General features: G+C 32.7%; 21 protein-coding genes. 2 read left to right on the forward strand and 19 right to left on the reverse strand.

The window, feature by feature from the left end:
* Window positions 1-19: 19 nt before the first annotated feature.
* The 19 genes from NSQ49_RS26315 to NSQ49_RS26405 all read right to left on the reverse strand — a co-directional run bounded on the left by NSQ49_RS26315 (window position 20) and on the right by NSQ49_RS26405 (window position 19,785).
* Window positions 20-220, reverse strand: a complete 201-nt coding sequence (locus NSQ49_RS26315; protein ID WP_159866839.1) for a hypothetical protein — start codon at window positions 218-220, stop codon at window positions 20-22.
* Window positions 221-787, reverse strand: a complete 567-nt coding sequence (locus NSQ49_RS26320) for a sigma-70 family RNA polymerase sigma factor (RefSeq protein WP_159866836.1) — start codon at window positions 785-787, stop codon at window positions 221-223.
* A gap of 216 nt (window positions 788-1,003) precedes the next feature.
* Window positions 1,004-1,933, reverse strand: a complete 930-nt coding sequence (locus NSQ49_RS26325) for a S8 family peptidase (protein WP_236566246.1) — start codon at window positions 1,931-1,933, stop codon at window positions 1,004-1,006.
* A 68-nt stretch (window positions 1,934-2,001) separates the two neighbouring features.
* Window positions 2,002-2,244, reverse strand: a complete 243-nt coding sequence (locus NSQ49_RS26330; RefSeq protein ID WP_159866833.1) for a glutaredoxin family protein — start codon at window positions 2,242-2,244, stop codon at window positions 2,002-2,004.
* Window positions 2,245-2,919: 675 nt separating this feature from the next.
* On the reverse strand, window positions 2,920-3,855 hold the full coding sequence (locus NSQ49_RS26335; protein ID WP_236566245.1) for a transporter substrate-binding domain-containing protein: 936 nt from the start codon (window positions 3,853-3,855) through the stop codon (window positions 2,920-2,922).
* Window positions 3,856-4,775: 920 nt separating this feature from the next.
* Entirely contained in the window at window positions 4,776-4,964 is a 189-nt protein-coding gene (locus tag NSQ49_RS26340) for a C40 family peptidase (protein WP_268891665.1), read from the reverse strand.
* Between the two features lie 41 nt (window positions 4,965-5,005).
* Window positions 5,006-6,427 carry a lytic murein transglycosylase gene (locus NSQ49_RS26345; RefSeq protein ID WP_268891664.1) on the reverse strand — a complete coding sequence of 474 codons (1,422 nt, stop codon included), beginning with the start codon at window positions 6,425-6,427 and terminating at the stop codon, window positions 5,006-5,008.
* Between the two features lie 623 nt (window positions 6,428-7,050).
* Window positions 7,051-7,278 (reverse strand): DUF2187 family protein, encoded by a 228-nt coding sequence (locus NSQ49_RS26350; protein WP_019380836.1) that lies wholly within the window; start codon window positions 7,276-7,278, stop codon window positions 7,051-7,053.
* 156 nt (window positions 7,279-7,434) lie between these two features.
* Window positions 7,435-8,334 (reverse strand): hypothetical protein, encoded by a 900-nt coding sequence (locus tag NSQ49_RS26355; RefSeq protein ID WP_159866830.1) that lies wholly within the window; start codon window positions 8,332-8,334, stop codon window positions 7,435-7,437.
* 145 nt (window positions 8,335-8,479) lie between these two features.
* Window positions 8,480-9,169 carry a hypothetical protein gene (locus tag NSQ49_RS26360; RefSeq protein ID WP_341071783.1) on the reverse strand — a complete coding sequence of 230 codons (690 nt, stop codon included), beginning with the start codon at window positions 9,167-9,169 and terminating at the stop codon, window positions 8,480-8,482.
* 38 nt (window positions 9,170-9,207) lie between these two features.
* Window positions 9,208-9,774, reverse strand: a complete 567-nt coding sequence (locus tag NSQ49_RS26365) for an EbsA family protein (RefSeq protein ID WP_251171444.1) — start codon at window positions 9,772-9,774, stop codon at window positions 9,208-9,210.
* A gap of 260 nt (window positions 9,775-10,034) precedes the next feature.
* On the reverse strand, window positions 10,035-10,520 hold the full coding sequence (locus tag NSQ49_RS26370; protein WP_251171443.1) for a hypothetical protein: 486 nt from the start codon (window positions 10,518-10,520) through the stop codon (window positions 10,035-10,037).
* A 6-nt stretch (window positions 10,521-10,526) separates the two neighbouring features.
* Window positions 10,527-12,353, reverse strand: coding sequence for an ABC transporter ATP-binding protein (locus NSQ49_RS26375; RefSeq protein WP_251171442.1), 1,827 nt, complete (start codon window positions 12,351-12,353; stop codon window positions 10,527-10,529).
* A gap of 73 nt (window positions 12,354-12,426) precedes the next feature.
* Window positions 12,427-13,710: a lanthionine synthetase C family protein gene (locus tag NSQ49_RS26380; protein WP_251172276.1), complete on the reverse strand. Its 1,284-nt coding sequence runs from the start codon at window positions 13,708-13,710 to the stop codon at window positions 12,427-12,429.
* Window positions 13,711-13,713: 3 nt separating this feature from the next.
* Complete coding sequence (locus tag NSQ49_RS26385; protein WP_341071784.1) at window positions 13,714-14,580, reverse strand: thiopeptide-type bacteriocin biosynthesis protein; 867 nt, start codon at window positions 14,578-14,580, stop codon at window positions 13,714-13,716.
* A 119-nt stretch (window positions 14,581-14,699) separates the two neighbouring features.
* A complete protein-coding gene (gene istB, locus NSQ49_RS26390) occupies window positions 14,700-15,464 on the reverse strand; it encodes an IS21-like element helper ATPase IstB (RefSeq protein ID WP_174752389.1) in 765 nt (254 codons plus the stop codon).
* Complete coding sequence (gene istA / locus NSQ49_RS26395; protein WP_174752390.1) at window positions 15,461-17,035, reverse strand: IS21 family transposase; 1,575 nt, start codon at window positions 17,033-17,035, stop codon at window positions 15,461-15,463. The genes istB and istA overlap by 4 nt, the downstream gene beginning before the upstream one ends.
* Window positions 17,036-17,162: 127 nt before the next feature.
* Window positions 17,163-19,439 (reverse strand): lantibiotic dehydratase family protein, encoded by a 2,277-nt coding sequence (locus tag NSQ49_RS26400; protein WP_341071785.1) that lies wholly within the window; start codon window positions 19,437-19,439, stop codon window positions 17,163-17,165.
* A 166-nt stretch (window positions 19,440-19,605) separates the two neighbouring features.
* Complete coding sequence (locus tag NSQ49_RS26405; RefSeq protein ID WP_251283970.1) at window positions 19,606-19,785, reverse strand: hypothetical protein; 180 nt, start codon at window positions 19,783-19,785, stop codon at window positions 19,606-19,608.
* Between the two features lie 202 nt (window positions 19,786-19,987).
* On the opposite strand from NSQ49_RS26405, the gene NSQ49_RS26410 reads away from it, so the two are divergent.
* Window positions 19,988-20,935 (forward strand): ABC transporter permease subunit, encoded by a 948-nt coding sequence (locus tag NSQ49_RS26410; protein ID WP_251172278.1) that lies wholly within the window; start codon window positions 19,988-19,990, stop codon window positions 20,933-20,935.
* A 12-nt stretch (window positions 20,936-20,947) separates the two neighbouring features.
* Window positions 20,948-21,838 carry an ABC transporter permease gene (locus tag NSQ49_RS26415; RefSeq protein WP_251172279.1) on the forward strand — a complete coding sequence of 297 codons (891 nt, stop codon included), beginning with the start codon at window positions 20,948-20,950 and terminating at the stop codon, window positions 21,836-21,838.
* Window positions 21,839-21,892: the final 54 nt, after the last annotated feature.

The following is a 21,892-nucleotide window of genomic DNA, read 5'->3' on the forward strand; positions in this document are numbered from 1 at the left end:
GAAAGTAAACCGCCATATATTAAAAATTAACAAGGTCCCAAAACTTTGGTGCTTTGTTAAATTGTATATTTCGATATTTTTCTATTAATTTTAATCTCATTTCCTGAGCTAAGTCTTCACGATCTTGAACTGCAGTTTGTAGCAAGGTTTTTCTTATTTTTGGTTCGAACAATACTAAAATTTCTTTTATTTCTTTAGTGCAACAATCTTCTTTAGTCATTTATAAATCACCTTCCATTAGTGTTTTTAACTTTTTTAAAGCTTTCTTATGGGTATTGGAAATATTTTGTGGTGAAGTTTGAAAGATATCTGCTATTTCCTTATTGGAAAGCTCTTTAACATATATCATTTCTAAAACTATTGCTTGTTTTGGTGTTAGCCTTTCTAAGGCTTCACACAATTTCTTATCTGAGATTTTTGATGAAAGGGTGTCGTCACCTTCATATAATGATGGTGCAGCAGAATCAATTAGCATATCCTTCATGGTCGATCCTTCATTTGTTTCAGTTTTGAGAGGTTGGTCCAAGGTGAGCATAAAGCGGTTGTTTAATTTACGTAATTTTTTGTCGAAATCAATACCCATAAACTTAATCATACTACTAAAATAAGCCGTCCTTCTGACTCTCTCATAATATTCAGCAAAAGCATCTTCCACTAATCTTTTGTTTTCTTCTGTAAAGTCATAAATGGCTTTTTTGTATAATTCTCTATTCATTTCATTTTCCAAAAAGCCCTTAATCAAAGGATTTTTAAACTCTGTACTTTTTAACGGTAGCTTTTTGTCCATATAGCAGAATCCTCCATAAAAATACTATCACCTTTATATTGATATTATTTTTCCTCATAATATAAAGTGATTCTTACCTATTAATTGTAAACCATTTTCGAACATATGTTCTATATATTGGGTTAATTTGTAAATATTTTATTTTATCTTCCATATATCAACTCAAAATAGATTAGAAATATCTTCAAATAAAAGAGTGACCCGGAGGCCACTCTTTTAAGTAGTTAATTGAATTAGTCCATTTCCAACCTGATTAAAAGAAAAATTTAATGGTTTTTTATGTTCAAGAAGATACTGATACACAAGATAGGGAATCATCGGAGGGTTTAGATTGTCTGGATCAATAATCTTTAAAATTAAGGCTGCTGCTCCGGCAACATAAGGGGCTGCCATAGATGTACCAGATAATTGTACATAGCGCCCGTTCAAATGTGTTGAAAGTACATCTTCTCCAGGTGCCACAAAGTCAAGATTTACATTCGTATTTGAGAAAACAGATGGTCTGAAATCTCTTGTGATAGAACCGATTTGAATAACCTCTTTGTAGTATCCGGGATAAGAACGTTCAAAAGACTCGTCTTCACCGTCACCCTCATTACCAGCTGCTGAAACAAGCACAATCCCTTTTTGCCTAGCTTCTTTTATTGCTTTGTGCAGTAAATTGTTGGGCTCTTGTCCCCCTAAAGACATATTGATGATATTCACTCTTTCTCCATTATCACCAATCCAATGGGTTGCATAATGAATGGCTCGAATAAGATTTTCGTAACTTCCCAGCCCATTTCTATCAATTACTTTTAGCGCTAAAATTTTGCTCTTTGGTGCCACACCGACAATTCCCTTTCCATTATCACTAGCGGCAATAATCCCAGCAACATGAGTTCCATGGCCTGTATAATCTTTAAAGACATTTGGACTATCATCTGCAGTAAAGTTATACCCGCTAATAATATTATCCTTTAAATCTGGATGTTCTTTTTCTACTCCTGTATCAATAGTTGCTACGATAATACCATCACCTTGTTTTGATTGAGACCAAACTTCTCTTGCCCTGATGATGTCTAAATTCTCAGGGATTGTACTAAGAGCTTCAAAAACAGTAATAATTTGTTGCGGTCCTAGAATCAAATTTTTATTATTTATCACATTTTTCACCCCTTTCCCTATAAAGTGAAAGAAGATTAATAAAAATAAAATGCCGAATAAAATTCGGCTTAAAATAATGCTTCGGTTAACTCACCAATATTAAACCCTCTAATCTGAATAGTGTGGCCGGTATCTTCGTCCGTAACAAGAATTAGTGGGATTCCAGGTGTTTTATATTTCTGAAATTCTTCTTGTATTTCATTATTAGTGATATCTAATTCGGTATAAGATAATTGATGTTTTGCTAGCCAATCCTTAGTTGCACGACAATAACCGCAATAGTCAGCGGAATAGACAGTAATTTTTTTCACATTGGTCATCTCCTTATTTTTACTCTTCTTTAATACAAAGTGAAAGGAGATATAATTCTATAAATTATCTGAAGCAGCTTTTTTCACTAATCTTTTCTTTCATTTGTTAAAAAACATCCTCTATACCGTAGGGAAGCATGTTCTCCCCTAGCCTATGCTTACGAAAGGAATGCGGGTTCGAATCCCGTCAGAGGCATCTCTTCATTTATCAACTAAAAAACAGGTGAAGCTTTTAAATTCTCCTCCATAGGAATTCAACTCTTAGTAATGTGATAAACCTTAAAGGTCCCCTCTTTCTCCATCCCGCTTTAGATTAGATAATTGGAGAATAATAGGGCCGTTTCTGTTCAGTTAGAATAAAGATGTTTAATTTTGCCTTTATAATCACACAAACACCGTCCAGTTAACCTAGACGGTGTTTAATATAGTTGTTTAATATCTTTGTATTGTGAATTACATTACTTAAATGAATAACTATAAAGTCTTTTAATAATCTAAATTTTATTCCATAAAAGCGCCCTTTAATAGAATAGCGTTTTCCTGTTGTACTGGCAGCAACAATCACAGCTGAAGTTAAACCTGTAGTATTTCTGCTGCAAAACCACCCGTTTTATTCTGTCATCTCTTTTTCTAATAGAATAGCATAGGATATAGATGTCTGGCCTACCTTTTCTATTATACTCCCTTATTGTATATCCACTTTTCTTTTAATCGGTCAAATTCTCCATTGAGCTCCATCTCCTCCATCCAGAGATTAACCCAGTTCTGAAATACTGCATCCCCACGATGCATAAGGTAGCCTTTTTGGCTTTTCGTGAACGTATTGTCCGTCAAAGCCGCGTAAAGCCTGGAATCCTGGCTTGCATAGTAGATGGCCTCAATGCTGTCCGTAATCATCACGTCTACTTTTTCTTCAGCAACCATGTTCGGAATATCCAGATTGTTTTCGATTACGACAACCTTTGCTTGTGTAATGTTGGCATTCACGAATTTTTGGTTGGTTCCCCCTGGGTTTACACCGATGGTGACATTTGGCTGGTCAATCGCTTCCAAACTTGTATATTTCTCTTTATCTTCCTGTCGTATTAAAGGAGCCTTTCCGTCATTTATATAAGGATGTGTTAAGTGTGCTGTTTTTTGCCGTTCAGTATTGCGGCTGATTCCGCCAACCGCGATATCAAACTTATTTTTATGGAGGTCCTCCATTAAGGTTGGCCAGGAAGTTTTAACGAAAGTGATCTTCACCCCAAGGTCTGCTGCCATTAATTTAGCCGCTTCGATATCATATCCTTCATACTCTTTTGTTTCCGGATTAAAGTACGTAAATGGCTTATAATCACCAGTTGTTCCTACCCGAATCACACCCTTCTTTAAAATATGGTCGAGCCTTGAGCCAATGACGAATGTATTGGCATTTTTATGTACTTCCCCTCCTGAAGCTTGGGCTACCTGTTTCACTGATACATAAGGCTTTCCATTTACAGTAACCGTGCTTAACGTCTTTCCATTTAACTCAAGCTGCTCGGTTATACTGTCGGCAAGTGACAGGCTTGTCCCTCCGGTAATCAATAATGCAAAAAGAGCAAATACGATGAGTACTTTTTTGGTCACAATGTTTCCCTCCTATTCATTTAGTTATGTCTATTATCTTTAGGAAGGTAGATAAAGTAAATTTATTTTCCGAATTTTCAATAAAACAGTTCGTTTATACGAGGAAAATAGCCCCTTTATTATATAAACACAATATCATTTGGCCCTAAATAGCCTAATACCAGCGTAAGCGCTATAGATTCCATTAAACATTTTAAACGCTAAGTACTATACCAAGGTCAACATAAATTTCATATTAAAGATGTCATCCAAGTGTACTAGCTCCCCGACTTTCATTACCTGCTAAGATACCTAATATACCTTGTGATTCAAATAATTGTTTGGTACAATTTAGGAAAATTAAAGGTGTGAGATGGTGTCACTGTCCTATTTAATAACTGTAATCCCTCTTTTGATTATTGGTAGGTTCTTTTTAAGCATTGAAAATCTCCCATTCTTTGCAAAGTCCCTGCTTCCCCTGTTAATTATAATGCCCCTTTACTACTTAATTACATTGATTCCTGGAACTAATCGTAAAATCAAGAAAAGATATGGTACTCCGCTATTATGCTTGATAATTGTAATTTTTTTACTCATAGGAAACTAAATTTAATAAAAGAAAAATTTATTGATACTCCATAAAGTTAAAGAATATAATACAAAAATGCCTCTGTAGCTCTAGAAGGGAAGAGCGCCGGAAAACATTGTAGTAACCGGGTCGCAAGGCAAGGGTTTCAGAAGCACCGAAAAGCAAATTAGCTGAGGCAGGTGAAATTCCTAGCCGGTGAAAGTCCGTAGGGAAGCGTGTTCTCCCCTAGCCTATGCTTACGAAAGGAGTGCGGGTTCGAATCCCGTCAGAGGCACCTCTTCATTTTTCAACTAAAAAAACAGGTGAAGCTTTTAAATGCTCCTCCTGCTTTCTAACAACTATTTATACAATATTATTTTTTGGCGTAATCAATGCGTTTTACCCTATGATTAAATTTTTCTTTCCAGTAGCCATCATTCATATTTGCAATCGCTACTCCAGTAGAACTTTGAGCCCCTATAAAGTTCCCATCACCTAAATATATACCCACGTGGCCATCCTTTTTGTATGTGTCAAAGAATACGAGATCACCCGGCTGCATATCCTCCACCTTAATGGCTGTACCTAAGTGTTTCAGTGTTTCTAGCTGACAGATGTTAACTCCCCTAATTTAACACCGACCTGAGAAAATGCCCAATGGACAAAGCTGGAACAATCGAATCTTCCCATTTTAATATCGTTTTGGTTTCTTCCACCCCCAAAGACATATACTGAGTTATTTATCCACCGGTTACCTATAGTGGTTACATCATTGTCTGCACCAGGAGTAATATTTATTTCACCATCTTTATTAACATTCATGCTGTTTTTGTATACTTCTGCTTGTGCAATGACCTTATCTACATACCAATCAGCGTGGTTATAGTGCCATATCGCCTTTCTCACATCTTTTTTGAATCCATGACTAGCAAGATATTTAGCGGCAGAGGCCACGCTATCAGCGATGCTCCAAGGGCTTGCTATACCGTCATTATCTGCATCTACTCCGTACCCAGATCCCGCTTTAATTAGGGTTATATCCGTTATATCAATGTCTGGGGCAACTAACCCGCCGCTTGTTTCATATTTATGACCTACCCAAGTTGCCGGCATGAACTGCATGTGACCGACTGCTCCTACTGATGAAATCATTGTTGGGTGTCTAGAAAAATCAGTTTCTATTCCGTGTAGGGAGGCCAAGTAGTACCAAGGAATCCCATATTCATGTTCAGCATGAAGGTAGTACTTCATGTATTCAGGAGGAACCTGGCCTTTAGGAGACGATGGAACAAAAATTGATGTGCTAGGTTTATCCACTTGTAAATCTCCTAAATTCTCATTCTTCCGTGCTTTTTCATTTTCAATCGCCTTTTCAATACTTGTTTTTTGTTTAGAGAGTATTTCTCTTTCTTTTTCCAAGGTTTCTTTAGCTTCATGATTTTGTTTTTCCTTAATTTCTAATTCCGAAAGAAGCTTATCTTTTTCAGCTATTTGCTCGCTTAAAAGATCAGCCATACCCTTTAGTTCGAGTTCCAGGCTTTGTTGCTGTTTTAATTTAGGCGTAATTGCTTCTTCTTTCTCTATTAACAGATTAAGTGTTTCAGTTTCAGTTATAATCTGTTTGGTCGTTTCCAATGCTGAAGGAATCGGTTGGATCCTTTGGTGAGTTGGCAAAAGTGTTGAATCATAAGTTGGAATTATAGAAACTCTGTCTTGCAGGGGCTTGATATTTAGTTTCAGCTCTTGAATTTCAGTTTCTAGTCGAAAGCTCTCCTCTCTAGCTTCTTTTATCTTCGCGCGGTTATCTAATATGGCCGTTTTTAATCTTTCGATATGATTCTTTAAAACGGCCTTCTCATTTTGAAATTGATTAATGGTGCTATCCATTTTAACTATTTGCTGCTGTATACCTTCAATTTGGTTCTCAATCCTAGAAACAGTACTGTTTGTTTCGGCAAGGACAGGACCCGGGAGACTGCCTACTCCTATAACAAGGGCAGCTGATAATGTTGCTAACCTTTTCATGACTTACCTCCAAACAAAAAACCCCCAAGAGACACAGTAAGGTGGTTACTGCGTACTCTTGGGGGATTCCCATTTTATAGTTTAATATTCTATTAAATATATCATAGCGTAAATTACATCCACCTACAAGATTGGTCCTTTTGGAATGATTGTTAAGATCGAGAGTATTATAGTCTTGTCCATAAGTCTATATTTTGGAGAGAGAGATCAATTTTGGGTGGGTGCTTAATCCCTCTAATATTTATAGGAAATGTTGTAGATGCTTTATATCTTTAATGGTTTGTTTAAGGGTAACGTCTTTGAACTCTTTCTTTGCATTTTGCATTATATACTTGATAAGACAATCAGTATCTATAAAATCAATGCTTTTGAGATTCGAGTGTTGTATAAGGAAAAAATATATTCTCTCTAAGGACTCATACATTGTTCGGGGAATAGATGAATTATTCAATTCGAGCTGCAGCCTTATCCATTTTCTCCTGTGAATTTCTTTTAAATTTACGATTTCAGTATTCTCGTTAGTTCTTTTATGATCTAAATGATCAATCTGTTTTTTCAGTTCCACAGTTGCCTCCAAAAACGCAAATTCATAATCTTATTAAAATATCATAATGTGATGTTTTTTAATTGTGAAATCTTTTAGCTGGTTTCAACACACAGTAGTTTTTATGAGCAACCACAGTGTTGTTATTTTCGTAACCTAAACACTCCTTAGAATCATTTGAAATTACCACAAGGACACTGTTGTCCTGTACTTTATAAACTATTCCTTCATGCTCCTTTCCTTGTCTTGTGAATAAGATTTCTTCACCGACTTGTGCCTTCGATTTTCTATCTAATTTTTTTATCATCTTTATCCTCCTATAATTTATCCTCGTTTTAAATACAAAAAAAGAGAACCCACAATTACAGAATGAGGTTAATGCATTCTGTAATGTGGGTTCTCCCATTAGATATGTTTAATTAAAACTAGATTACCATATATCTAATAAAGGATAAAACAATAATTACTTACTAATTGTCTTGAGCCTTAGTTTTAATAAGGAAATTGAATCTTGGGCCCGTTTATTGACCGCTTGGTAACGCTGATTCTCATTAACTCTAATTTTTGCATATTGCTCTTGCAATTTATTGCTCTGCAGCTGGTATTCTTTATTCAAAGCATCCATTTTAGCGCGGTACCCTTTATCACTTAAATTATTTTTTATTTTCATGATTTCTGTATCTAATTTGCTGATAAAATATTCGCGCTCTAAAATTTGAGCAGAGATTTTATTTGTTTCTTTTTCGGCTACTGCATAATCCTGAATACTATCCACCTTATTATTTTTATACTCATTGACTAGTACAATAGCATTTTGTACCTCTTCAACGCCAGTTGTCTTCCGAACCTTAGTGCCCTTATCTTTCATCACTTTATCGTTTTGTGAAGTCATTGATTTAATTTTGCTTCTCTCTCTTGCGAAATCAGTCTGTATTTTCTGTGCTTGAAGCTTAAACTCTTCTCCGGCTCTTACTCTTGCTTGCTCAAACTTCCTATGGGCTTCATCAAGTTTTTGTTTCGCTAATTGAGGATTTTTAGTTCTTAATTGATTGAACTCTGCTTTTGCTCTTTCAAGATTTACTTCAGCGTCTTTTACTTTCGCAAGTTTTTGAATCTCTGCAAGTTCGATCTGGAATTTGTTCATTTCACCCGCTTTTTTAGTACCAATATTAATATTTTCCCAGGTTGCTTTTTGAAACTCATCAAATGCTGCTACCTCGGTTTTTATTAGGCTGGTACTAATTTCAACTACTCCTAAGTTACTCGATAAATTTGAGGCAGCAGAAGCTCCTGTTGGTAATGCTGCGGCTCCACTAAAAGTTATTGCGGAAGCCAGAGTAATGCTCAATAATTTCTTGTTCATGTTCATATTTCCTCCCAAAGGTTAAGTGTAGAGTTTTAACTCCTATCTTCATCATAAGAACACTAATAATTTTTATTGTAGAATTTCACAATAAAATTTTCTTGGTATTAAAAAAAGCCGACCAAGAGGTCAGCAAAATTGGCATTTAACACACTAGCAGTTCTGGAAAAGATAACTGCCTGCTTTTTATTTCTTCAAGTCCTAATAAAAACTGAATATTTTGTTTGATTATATCTATTATGGACATTGATTCAGGAGCATTAATCCGCTCGCCATTTGAAAGATATATCTTGTTTCCCCCTTCCCACTTTCTTGCATTAAGAAAGCTTGTGGAGTCTGCAGAGAATAGATTAAACTCTAGGAGCATTTCATCTGCTAAGCCTAATCCATGAAAACAAACATTAGGGTGTCTCTTTGTTACTTGATCGAGTATACCCCTAACAATATGTTTTCTGCTGCTCAGAAAAGGTATACAACCGCCTAATCCAATTATCTCAGGCTCTTCCTCAACCAATTGATCCAAAGCCTCTAAAGAGTCTGTAATCTGCCAAACCGGAAAGATGTTAGCATCTGTAAGCTCTTTTAATCTTCCATAGTTTACTTTAGTCTGTTCTGGATCTCCAATACAATCTAATGGGAAAAAACCTAGTATTCGTTTGTTCCTCTTATGAGAGTTTATGAATTGATCGTATCCCTCTAAAGTCATTTCATCCAACTTTTCATTATCGAATAAATTACTTTGTTGCAATAATTGCTTTAATGTCTTTCTATTCTTATTAAAGATAGAAAAGGCACCGCTATCTAAAACACAATATAAATCATAAATATCAAACATCTGAAGGCATCGAATGGCATTTGAACTTCAAGTACAATTTACTCTAAGTCTCTATAATTAAAATTTATATTATTATTCCTTAATAATTGAGTAAACTCATGCCTTTTTGAGAACCACTTACTATCAATTGAGTAAATATATACTTTATCATTCTCAAAGGTAAATTCTATCTTACTGGGATGACCGTTTTTATTTAATTGAGTTACATTCTCTACACTTTCCCACGGATAAAATTGCTCATTAAAAGTAACCCATCTATTTATGTGTAAACCATCCTTATCAAAAGAAGTATAATTATAAAAGGAAAGTAAGAGTAGAACTGTACTGAGCAGAATTACTAAAGCACCAATACTCTTTATTAACTTTGAAGTATAGTTAATTATTAAAGCTAACCCAATTGTTAATATTACCAAGCTAAGTGAAAATATAATATTGGAGGTTATTGGGGTGCTAAATATTAAGTAAGTATTAGGGTGAAATATTGCCTCCTGAACAAGGATAATAATAATAAAGCTTAATGGAAAGCCTCCTATTAAAAAAAATAATCCGACTACAAACAGTTTTAAATTGTGTTCACTAGAAAAGTTTTTTAATATAGTTGCCATATTAAACCTCCTTAAGTTTACTTAATCCATATATACGTGATTATCAAACGGTTATAATCATATCCATTAGAATTCTATTGAGTAGTCAAGCCTTAGAATTAAATTTAAAGTCCATTTTCTGAAAAAAATCACGTCACAAATGCATTAGTAGTATTAAGTATTAGAATTTGTAATAGTATATTTTTATAACGCTAGCTAAAAACCTTGAAAGCTTTTAAGCAACCAAAATGTTCTTGTTCATTTCCACACTAATTAATGTATTATATTATTTCAAACTCAACTCCGAGTGGAACCAATTCAAATATACTACTCTTTATTACCTCTACCTCAAGGGGGGTTAATTTAATATGACTAGGAATCCATAGGTATAGGATTGAGTTTTCAATTTTAAAAATATCGATTTCATATTCAGGGAAAACAATATCCAGCGCATTTTTAAAATTTCCAGGCGTAAAAGTAAGACTTTTATCCACTACCTTTAAAATGCGGTGGAAAATTTGTACATTTTCTTCAGTTTTATTAAATTCGAATCTTTTATTCCTTTTGGTTATCCTTATATTTAAATGTGTCAAATTACAAGAAATTATATATTCCTTAAGATCATTCTGGATTATGCTTAAGTCAATAGTCTCATTTAAAAAAATTATATCTATAAAATTATTTTTTTGTGTTTTAATACATATATCATATGTCATATTATATTTTTCATATAAGAACTTCCTAAGATGCTGTTTACATCCAATCATAAAAAATCACCCTCTAATACTTTCTTCTAAGTGAATTGTAGAAACCTGTGATTTATAAAGCTTTGCATATTCTCCTTTTAACTCTAACAACTCTTTATGTGTTCCTTCTTCAATGATTTTTCCCTTATCAATAACAATTATATTACTAGCATAATTTATTGTTGAAAGCCTATGCGTAATAAAAATACCAATTTTGCCTCTTACCAATTCATTATATTTTCCAAAGATTTCTTTTTCGACAATAGGATCCATAGCTGAACTAGGTTCATCAAGAATGTACATGTCACCTTCCCTAAAGAAGCACCTAGCAAGGGCAATTTTTTGCCATTGTCCACCAGATAATTGTGTACCATTAAGAAACCATTTGCCTAATTGTTTATCCAGATTATCTTCATGGAATGAAGCTAAATCTAATGCTTTAATTATTTTGTTATCATTTTCTATAAATTCTAATTTACCGAAACCTATATTTTCTCTTAAAGACATTTCATAGCATTCAAAGTCTTGGAATAGTATACCAATTTTCTTCCTAAAATGTTCGACATCAATTTCATCTATTGGGATATTGTTAATTAATATTTCTCCTTTTTCTATCTCATATAATAATGAAATTATTTTAATTAGTGTACTTTTACCTGATCCATTTCTTCCTACAATGGTGATATTACTCCCTTTTTCTATTTTGAAGTTAATATTCTTTAATATGTATTCATTACTTTTAGGGTACTTAAACCATACTCCTTTTAATTCAATTGATTCTAATGTTTTAATTTGAATTTTATTTTTATTTTCTTTTGAATCGGAATTTATCCTCAAGTCCAGAAAATTAAACAATTGCTCAATATAAAGGTTATGTTCACAGAGATTTATAAGTTTGCTACTTAAACTTTGAGAACTAGTAATTTTCAGAATTAATGCTTGGATTATGCCTACACCTATTCCTATTAAAATATTCTTTTCGATAATTGAGTAGAGGACATATAAAAAGAGGAAAGAGAACACTAAAAAATTCAGAAAGTTAAAGCAGATGGAATAAATTAATCTTTTCCTAGCGATTCTTACATCTTCAAAATAAAAATTAGAAATTATGGTCCAAAATTTGTTAAGTATATAGTTTCCGAGGTTATATACCTTTATTTCTTTAAAACTTCTGTCGCGGGTTAATATTAGACCTAAATACCATGAAAGCCGATGATCATGCGCCCTCTTCCAAATCACCCTAAATTCTTCTTTAGCCAATCCTAATGTAAGGAAAAAAGACAACGCAGGTATTAACATAACCAGGAATGCTACCCACCATTTCCAACTAGCTAAAAATACGAATGTTGAAATAATTGTTATTAACTCAACTATTATAACCGTGATATTTTGAAGTATTTGATAGGTTCTATGTCCAGATTCTTGTTGAGATCTATGTAATTTATCTTGTATATTAGGGTTTTCAAAATCTTGTAGTTCTAAGGTATTTGCTTTTGATAAGATTAATAAACTAGTTTTATTACTTAATAGTTTTTGGAAGATTCCATGGTAATAGGCATTAACCGCTTCAAGTAGGTATAAGCCTCCCCTTACACTTAAAAATAAAACTATCGGTATTATTAATAACTCTCTATCACTATCCATAATCTCTAGGCTTACTATCAATTCTTGTAAAGTAAATACAGATAGTATAGGCAGTACACCTAATGTTATTTGTAATATTAAAACTAATAAGAATATTTTTCTATCCGTACTCCATAACAAAGCAAAGATTCTTGGCCAAAAGGAGAATGCTTTAAATATGCTCTTAATACTTATTTCATTAACATTATTTATATCATCATTAAAATTCATTATTCACCTTTATTTTCAAATCAAATTTATTTGTAGCTCTATAATAGCCTCCTTTATAAAGGAGGCTATTAATCTAATTAATCAATAATGAAAAATCCCAATAGATATTTTCATTTCTTAATAGTGTTATTACTACTAACAAAACACCCATTTTCCCTGTTAACAGTTTTGGAAGATCCTCTCTTTCGTTGGTAAATTTATCTTCTTCTATACATTTTATTAAGTATTCAATTAAATTTTTTCTAGCTATGCCTATATTTCTGAGTGCAGTATCCTTATACATTCTGTCAAGAATTAGTAACAACCCTGTAAAACCATGACATATAGCAAGGTTATTAAGAGATATATCATGTGTTTTATTTGGATAGTTTTTAAACATTTCTTCAATAATTTTCTTGGTTTTCAGATCATTTATAGAAGCAGCTCCTAACCATAAAGCTCTTCCTATTCCGGGTTCACCATAGCACCAAGACTCATATCTTTTAACTTTATTCGTTTTCGACAAACTCTTCTCACCTGATTCTTCGAATGAAATTCTTCTAGGCCATGTAATTCCTCCATTCGTTAAATCAACCTTCCACTCAGAGTACCAATTTATAATTCTAGATATAGCTTGATTAATTTCAGAGGAAAAATACCCATATTTGACCGCCAAGGCCATTGCAGCCATTGGACCTGCTATTCCATGAGATAAACCAAGATTAAAACTCCCTCTCTTAAATAAGGCCCTATCACTATCCAAAAATTGATTTTCTATACTAATATACCAATTGGGTATTTCAATGCCATTTTCCTTTTTAATAGTTGATAATTCGATAAAATATCTAAGTATTCTTTTAATTACTTTATCAACTTTGGGATTATCTTTAAACTCAAGCAAATATCTCATTATACCTGAAATACCACTAATAACATCATAATCTTGCATTCTTACATTTTTATTATGAATATTTGAAAATAAAGTTTGAAGACTGTTATCAACATTATTTATAATAAACTCATTTATTTGGTCAATAAAATGGGCATAAACTAGTTTATTTTTTTGACTTAATAATGGTATAGCAGCCGATGTAATTCCATTCCAAATAGACATGGATGTTATCCCTTTATTCAGGTGCTTAGTTAACTCGGTCATATACCTATATATTAACTCGTCATATTTCTCTGTTGAATTAATTCTATTCAATTCAGAATAAAAGAGGATAAAAGCTGGTAATCCAGAATCTAAGGAGGTTTCATTCCAATACTCGTTATTATTTTGATAAACTGAACGGATTTTATCTATACTATTATAAGAATTTGCAAAATCATCAGTTGCAGCTTCCAAAAACTTTATTTTTTCTAATGTATTATTCATAATTCATCTATTTACCTCCTCTTTCATATTCATATTTCTAAGTACTCCTATTCTATAACCTATTGAATGTCTTACCATTGTTAGTAATTTTAATTCTTTCCGACGATCGGTTCCAAATAATCTATTTAAATGCATATGAATTAGAGAGTTAATAATATTAAAGTAACCATTGTGCAGGCAACTACTATTAGTTAATGAATCTAAATAATCCATTAAAACAACCTTTCTAAAATTAAAAATCTCGTTGGATATTTTATAGACTTGAGTGAAATATTGACTATTACTGTGTTCCTTTTTATTATGAATGTACTCTAATAAAGGTCGTTTTTCTTCTCGGAATTCTTTCCTATACTCTTTGTATGAAACAACACTGTCAAAATACTCTAATTGTTTGTTTAACGATATTTTTGATTTCTCCAAAATATCCAAAATACTTAGAATGGCAAAGTCCTCAAGCAGTAAAGTATTCATACTTTTACTTCTTAATAAAAGAATAGTGTGACTATCCATGTTAAACCAACTCTCGAATAGTTCTTGGTATTCTATTCCACCATACCTCTCTAATTCTGGTTTATAGGTGTCTATAACAACTTGATTTATTATTCCTCTTTCTTGCAACCTCTCAAATTGCAAACTAATAACTTTTAATAAATCGCTGATTAGCACATTGGGTTTACCCTTAAACCTTAATCTTATATGAGGCTCTGGGTCCAAATAACGTATAAAGAAATATCTTTCAAATAAATTTTCATTATTCAATTCACTAATTAAAGGAAATAAATAATTTACTAAAAATTCATCTTGTACTGTATTTCCTATGTAAATTTTAAGATATAACCATTCAGAACCTGGTAAGTAAACTCTACGCACGGGATAATTTTTTAAATCTTTTAATAAAACGTTATTAAATTTATTAATCTTTTCATTTCTAATTAGTGAAACAATGAACTCACTGTGACCGTCAAGTAGAATGATACAATTTTTGCTGATTAATTTGAGACACTTTGTTCACCAAAAATCGTTTTTCGATGTTTCATTCTCCAACTATCTTCATTTAAATGAACTATTTCCACTCGATGTAAGATCCGGTCCAGTATAGCTGTCGTGATGGCTTGGTCGCCCAATAGCTCACCCCATTCTTTAGGCCCTTTATTAGATGTAAGTATAATCGAGGTTTGGTTATAAAGGGTGTTAATGAGATGGAAGAACATATTAGCTTCCTGTTTATCCATTGCCATAAACATCAAATCATCAATAATAACCAAATCTGCCTCTCTTATTCGCTTCATTCTTGTTTTGGATTTCCTCGTTATTTCTTCAGTCTTTAATGCCTGAATTAAATCTCCCATAGTGGTAAAGATCACTTTATATCCCTGGTTTAAAGCTTCTATTCCTAAACCTATCGAAAGATGGGTCTTACCGACACCTGGCGGTCCTAGAAAAATGATGTTATATAGCTGCTCAATCCATGTTAAATCTTTTAACTGGTTTAACTTCTTACTGCTCAAAGACTTTTGCTCATTCACATTATACTCATCCACAGTACTATGGAAGGGAAACGTCGCCCACTTAAATCGCCTTTCCAGCTGCTTTTCATCTCTGCGTTTTTGTTCATAGGTTACTACATCTAGTAGAAACTGAGTAAAGGACAAGTCCCTTTTCTCAGCTTCTCTTATTAACTCTGGCAATCGATCAGCTGTTTCAGCTAACCGAAGGGACCTTAATTTATCTTGGACCTCCTGAAGCTGATTCAACTTTGATCACCTTCTTCCAGTAAAACCGTATAGGCATCTACATTTCTCTTTTGTGCTTCTGTTTCTATTATCCAACCGGATATGCTATTTAATGGTGAAACAGTCTCAGCTTTGTCGTTTGTTGTATCATGAACCTGTCGTTGTCGCTTGAGGTATAAAATGATATCGCTGAAATCTGTTGCACTATATAAGTTTCTCTTGATACATTCCGAGAGGGCTGCTGTTAGAAGCTGCTCGTTATTTTGTTTTGTTTCTTTTAGTATCATTTGTAACTGATCACGAATATACCGTGGGTACTTCTCACGAAGTTTATCCAAGTAATCGTAGGCCGTTTCTGTTTCTTCGAATCGTTTTGCCACAGTATCAATAAATGTATCGATTCCTTTTGAGCGATCTCTTGTATGCTTTCTGTCTTTAATTAATTGTCCTTTACCATCCGGAATCTGATGTTTGGCCAGGAGTTCTCCTGTCTCAGAGTTATAGATTAATAGTTCTCTGTCTTTTGTTTCTTTTATTGAGACCATTTCATGCTTATGAAAAGTTCCAAGTGGAAGGGAGTACCTATTGGATAAATACCGTATGGTATTGTCCTTATGGATGCTTCTTGTTATACTATTTTCATGATTGTTTAGGAAATTAATGTTTCCTGAGACTGGTCTTAAGTGTTGCTTTTCCAAGGAGAACACTTCGACCGGTCTTTTTTTTGTTGTGTTGTGGATTTTTCGATTACCTGTACGATTTAGCCATTCCCATCCTTGCTCATTCCAAGAATCAATATTATTGAACACTCTATACTTGGCGAAATTGTACTTAATAAATCCTACAACGTTCTCTATTTTCCCTTTGCTTTCTGGATCGGCTTTCCTACAAACCCGAAGGTTTAAATTTCGAGTTTGCTTATAGTGCTGAAACTCTTTCGTTAAAATGAGATCTCCGCCATTCTCGCTCACCACAATTAAGCTATCCTGATCATACACGAGTTCTCCTGGGATCCCACAAAACCATTGAAAAGCATTTTCATGAGCTTGAATGACATCTTGAGTTGTAAAGGGGCGATCTAACCACTCTTTATATTTGTATCTCGAGTTAGATAGCACAAAGGCAATAAAGTTCAGCTTTACTTCTTTATTATCAGACGTTTTCTGCTTGGTGTGCCCAAAGTCAACTTGGACCTGTTCCCCCATTGGTGAATCAGGTATTGCTTCATAATCCCTTGGTGAAGATTCCTTAGCTATTTTATATTCAACTCTTAGCTCCCTTACGTAAGCACGGACTGTGCTTTCACCCACTTCAAGTTGTTCCTTATACCTTTCCATCAACCAATCTTCTACTTGTGCTGCTGAAAGATCAGGATGTTCCCTTAACCAATTCAAGATTAACTCTTTATAAGGATCCAACTTTTTCTTTCTTGTTTGTAAAGATTCAACCCATTCTGCCATCTCCGAAGGAGATCTCTTAAGATGCCGATATACAGTTGCCCTGGATACCCCCAGTTTATCTGCTACTTTGGATTTACTAAAACCTTTCTTGAGTAACTGCTGAATTTCCATATACATTTCCCACTTATCCACCTTTTCTCAGCCCTCCAATGATTTAAGAATCAAACCATCATCATACAATGGAGGAGCTATATATTTTACTGGTATATTAGGGTAAATAAGTGTTTCATCTTATCTAGCAAAAACTGTCTACTTTAGTTTAGCAGTCACACTCACCTTGGAAGATACTGTTTTTATTAGAAATAGGTGATTTCAATTGTTCACTTCCATATTCCACTAAAGTCAACTTATCTGTGGTTATCTGCCTAAGTCTTCTATGTAAAATTAGTAAAGATAAATCCTCCTCTAAATCAAGGAGCAGCCTATTATCTGTTTCCGCTAGGTATACAAATCGCGGCAAACTTAATTTTTCTTTCCATTTCAAGAACCCCGTTTTCCATATTTTGAAGTTGTTATTTTTATTATCTAAGTCTAAAACTGCATTGTTAATCCTCCATTTTGCCTGTAGTATTACTATATTTTTATAAGTAACTCTAGGTGTATAGAGCATGTAGTTATATGGGCCCCAGTTAATGTCTCTCTCTATTATTTCATTCTCCATTCCAACTTCATATAAAAAACGATAAATATTATGTGAAGCAAAACTGGGGTTGAGTACATTTAATTTTAAAGCTTTAATTCTCTTATTATGTTTTTTAGAACGAAGATAAAACCCCTCATCAGTACAACCAACTAAGATATCATCTAGTGGAATGTTTTTAGATTCCTTTGAGCCAATAGTGCCTAATGATATTTCATAATTGTGTATATTAGGAGTAATAACTAAGTTTGTAGATTTCCCTTTTCTCGGATTGTAAACAATTTCACTAATTAGTACCTCTTTTTCATCTATCCTGGATTCAACTATTTGTCCAAGTTTTTTTATATCTTTTTTATATTTCTGAGGTAACATGTCGTAAAAACGGCCAATTGAATTACCAGCACCATTCGAGCCTAAATGTCCCCCACCAAACATAATTAACTTGTAATCTCCACTATCAACATGGGATTCTGAATTCGCCATAATTGAAAATGTTAACTCTAATGACAGTGGCTTTTTCGGCTGAAAATCTTCATTGAACTTCATTATATCTTTATCAGTTAAATTAATCTCAAATTCATTGCTAAAAACAGCTTTATTAAACAAGTCTATTAGTATTGGATTTACTTTATTTTTATTAGCAGCTGGAAACCTAGATCTTTTCTTACTAACCGGATATTCATATGTTAATGGAGCACCTAATCCTATATCTTCGTCTAATAATTCTAGTAAAGGAACCTCACTCTTTTCTCCGTACAAATCTATGAATTCTTCTCTATATAATTCCAAATGAGAAAACGAATTATTACTTGTATGTAACCTTTCAAGAATATCTGCAGCTATTAAGATATCCTCTTTTAATTGTTCATTTAATTTCATTGGAGCTTTTTCATTTATCCTTAAATCAATTTGATAATAATCGTTACCATGATCTAATAACGATTTCATCAAAATTTCAATCTCTTCTAATAACTCTATGCCTTGACCAATTGATAATTTATCATACTTTCTCATAAGTAGTTCCAAATCAACCAACGTTTTGTATATTTGACCCGGGACTGAGCTAGTAGGCGGATTACATCCACTTAAGACTTTAATTAAGTTATCTAAGGGATGAGCCGCTGTTAATTGAGGTCTGAGTTCGGTTAGTATATATTCAGCTTTTATAAGTTCTACTAACAGTCCATATATGTTTTCTAGTTCCGCCCCTTCAAACTCATCTCTTACTTTATGTGCTATTGTCTCAAGACTCATTCTTACCTTTAATTCTTCAAGAATAAAAAGGATCAAAGGGTTTTGGGAGATTGTATTACCTTCAAGTGAGTATTTCCCTTCTTTTTTCTGCCCATATGAAGTTACATAAGGTAAATGAACTTTATTATATTTTTTATAAATCATATTATTTGTTTGAACATTTATATTTTTTAAATATAAAATGTTTTCATCTAGAATTTTAACAACTCCTAATAACCATTCCATATCAGGTCTAATTCTCGTACTATGGCTCTCAATCTCCCCAATATTTAAAGATGATGAATCTGAGAATTCACCCATAACGAAACCAGCATTTATTCCAAAAGGAGTTGAACGAGTAGAAATCCTATTTATATATTTGATAACACTGGAGAATATTTGTTTTTTTTTCTTTTTGTTTGTCTCACTATTAAAATTTATAAGAGCTTTATATAAATTTTTACTTGAAATAAGTATTGATTCCATAAAAATTCTATTATTCTTTAATTCAATGATAAGATCATCAATAAATAATAGTTCATTATCATGCAAGCTATTTAATTTTTTATTTAATTCGATGAAAGATTGTAATGGAAAGAGAGGACTTCTAAGCATAAAGAAATTACCTACACTAAATGAACTAGAGAAGTTTAATTTATTCATATTAAAATACCTGCTTTTTATTTATTGTATTGACTTCTTAATATGTAAATAATACTTATTCTATTTATTAGTTATAAAATTCAAATCATTATTCTTAATGATTTAAACAGCCCTTTATAATAAATAAAGGGCTCCGGGTTCTTTTTTTAAATTTTTTAAAAGTAACTTATGTAGTAGGGCAAGGTGGGTTCCAAGATACATTACAATAATTAGTAGAGCACACACCAGTTTCTGGACAACCTAATGTTGTGCATCCTAAAGTTCCTGAAACTGCTTGGGGATCTTGAACCTTCTCTGGCTCTAGAACAGTTACATTTAAATCAAGAGTAAACATTTCCTTAGTCATATTAATTCCTCCCTAATAGGTTATTATTCTAGGTGTGAATTTCATCTGTGATTAAATGGTAAAACAATGAAGATATAATGTCAACGGATTATTACCAATTTTCAGTATTTTTGGTATATTTATTGAATTACGGGAGTTATTGTAATATATTTGGAAGAGTATATTTGTAGGAGCTATATTATTTAAAAATAGGGGGAAGTTAATGAAGTTACTTCAGAACTTAATAAGAAATATAGTAATTTTTTCTTCTGTTGCAATACTTTTAATAGTTCTAGTACTAACTCCTACAGGACTCGAGGTATATATTGTTGATTATAAAATGGAGTGGTCATTCAATTGGAAAGTTTATTTTAACAATATCAAAAGTACAATATATCAATTAATATTTGAACGAACATTAGGGGGAGATCCAAACACGGGTATACTAGTGCTTGATCATGTAAAAAGATACTCTTTAAGGAGCCTTAAAATAATTATTCCAACTTTCATTATTTGCTTAATAATTGGTATGCTAAAAGGTTTAATAAATTATTACTTCGAAAAAAGATTTTTAACAATAGGTAATAGAATTTTAAATATATTTTTTATATCTATACCAGACTTTTTTATTTTAATTGTCTTGCAATATTTGATTTTTTCTATTACTAATTCTGGGTTAATAAAGATAGATTTGTACGGACATGAAAATTGGTATAACGTAATTTTACCAATGATAGCACTTAGTATATATCCAATTTTCTATTTATCAAAGATTGTCTATACATGCATAAAAGATGAAGAAGATAACCACTATGTAAGAACAGCTGCAGCGAAAGGTACAAGAAGACTCTGGATAGTTCATCGACACATACTCATGAATTGCTTGTTTATAATTACCTCTAATTTCCAAAAAGTATTTATTATCATTCTGTCAAGTCTCCCAATTATAGAGTTGCTGTCAGCATATAACGGTGCTGGTTATCAACTTATGATTGCTTTAAAAGATAATAATATGAAATTAACGATAGGATATCTTTTTTTCTTCTTAATAACTATGACTATTAGTTCCTGTTTTATTCAATTAATAAATCACTTAATAAATAGTAGGTCATTAAAACTCAATTTACTTATGTTTAAATCATTTAAATTAGATAGGACTTTTAAAAGATAAAGGAGAATCTTGATGAATAAGTTAAACCCAATACTCCTTATAGGTATCGCCTTCCTTATAGTATTATTATTTTTATCATTCATAGGTCCGTATTTGCCCTTTGTACAAGATAATCTAGATAAGAAACATTTTATAAAAGATAGTAATAATAATCTTTTAGTTCCTCCTCTACCACCCTCTGATAAATTTATAATTGGGACAGATAAGGAGGGGAGGGATCTTCTTAGTGTCTTAATTCTGGGGGCAAAAGAAACGCTGGGCTTTATTTTATTTATTTCTATTATTCGTTATTTAATTTCAATTCCGCTAGGTTTCTTGGCTTCTAGGGATAAGTATATATATAACATTCTAATACTCTGGAATAGGTTATTTACATACGTACCCACATTTATTGTAGTCTTACTAATTTCCTTTATTCCCTTTGTATTATACTCTAGCTCTCGGCTCTTATTAATGATCATATTAATTGCTTTTATCGAGGTTGGGAATGCTGCTTTAATCAAAAAGGAACTCTTTGCTCAGGTGAGAAAGAAGGAATACGTTACATCTGGTATTGTCATAGGCACACGGCCAATTAAACTATTTTTAAAATACTTTTTGTTTCCAGTTAGAAAGCAAATTATTGTACACTTCACATTTGACATAGGTAGAAACATGTTATTATTGGCACAACTCGGATTCGCAGACATATTTATTACACATGTCATTAAACAAAATGAAACTGGGAGTTGGGTTTGGTTTAACAATTCTAATAACTGGCCAATCCTTTTGAGTGACTCATTGTTATTCATAAAAACAGCAATCTGGATTCCTTTATGGACAGCATTATTTATGTCTTTCACTATTTTTACATTCAACCTACTTGGGGAGGGGCTAAAAGAATACTTTACAAAGAAAGCATAGGAGATAGTATTTATTTGTTACACTATTTTTCTGAAGGGACAAGAAAGATAAACC

Origin of the sequence: Cytobacillus sp. FSL R5-0377 (assembly GCF_038004385.1) — a bacterium.
In the GTDB taxonomy this organism is placed as follows: Bacteria; Bacillota; Bacilli; order Bacillales; family Cytobacillaceae; genus Cytobacillus.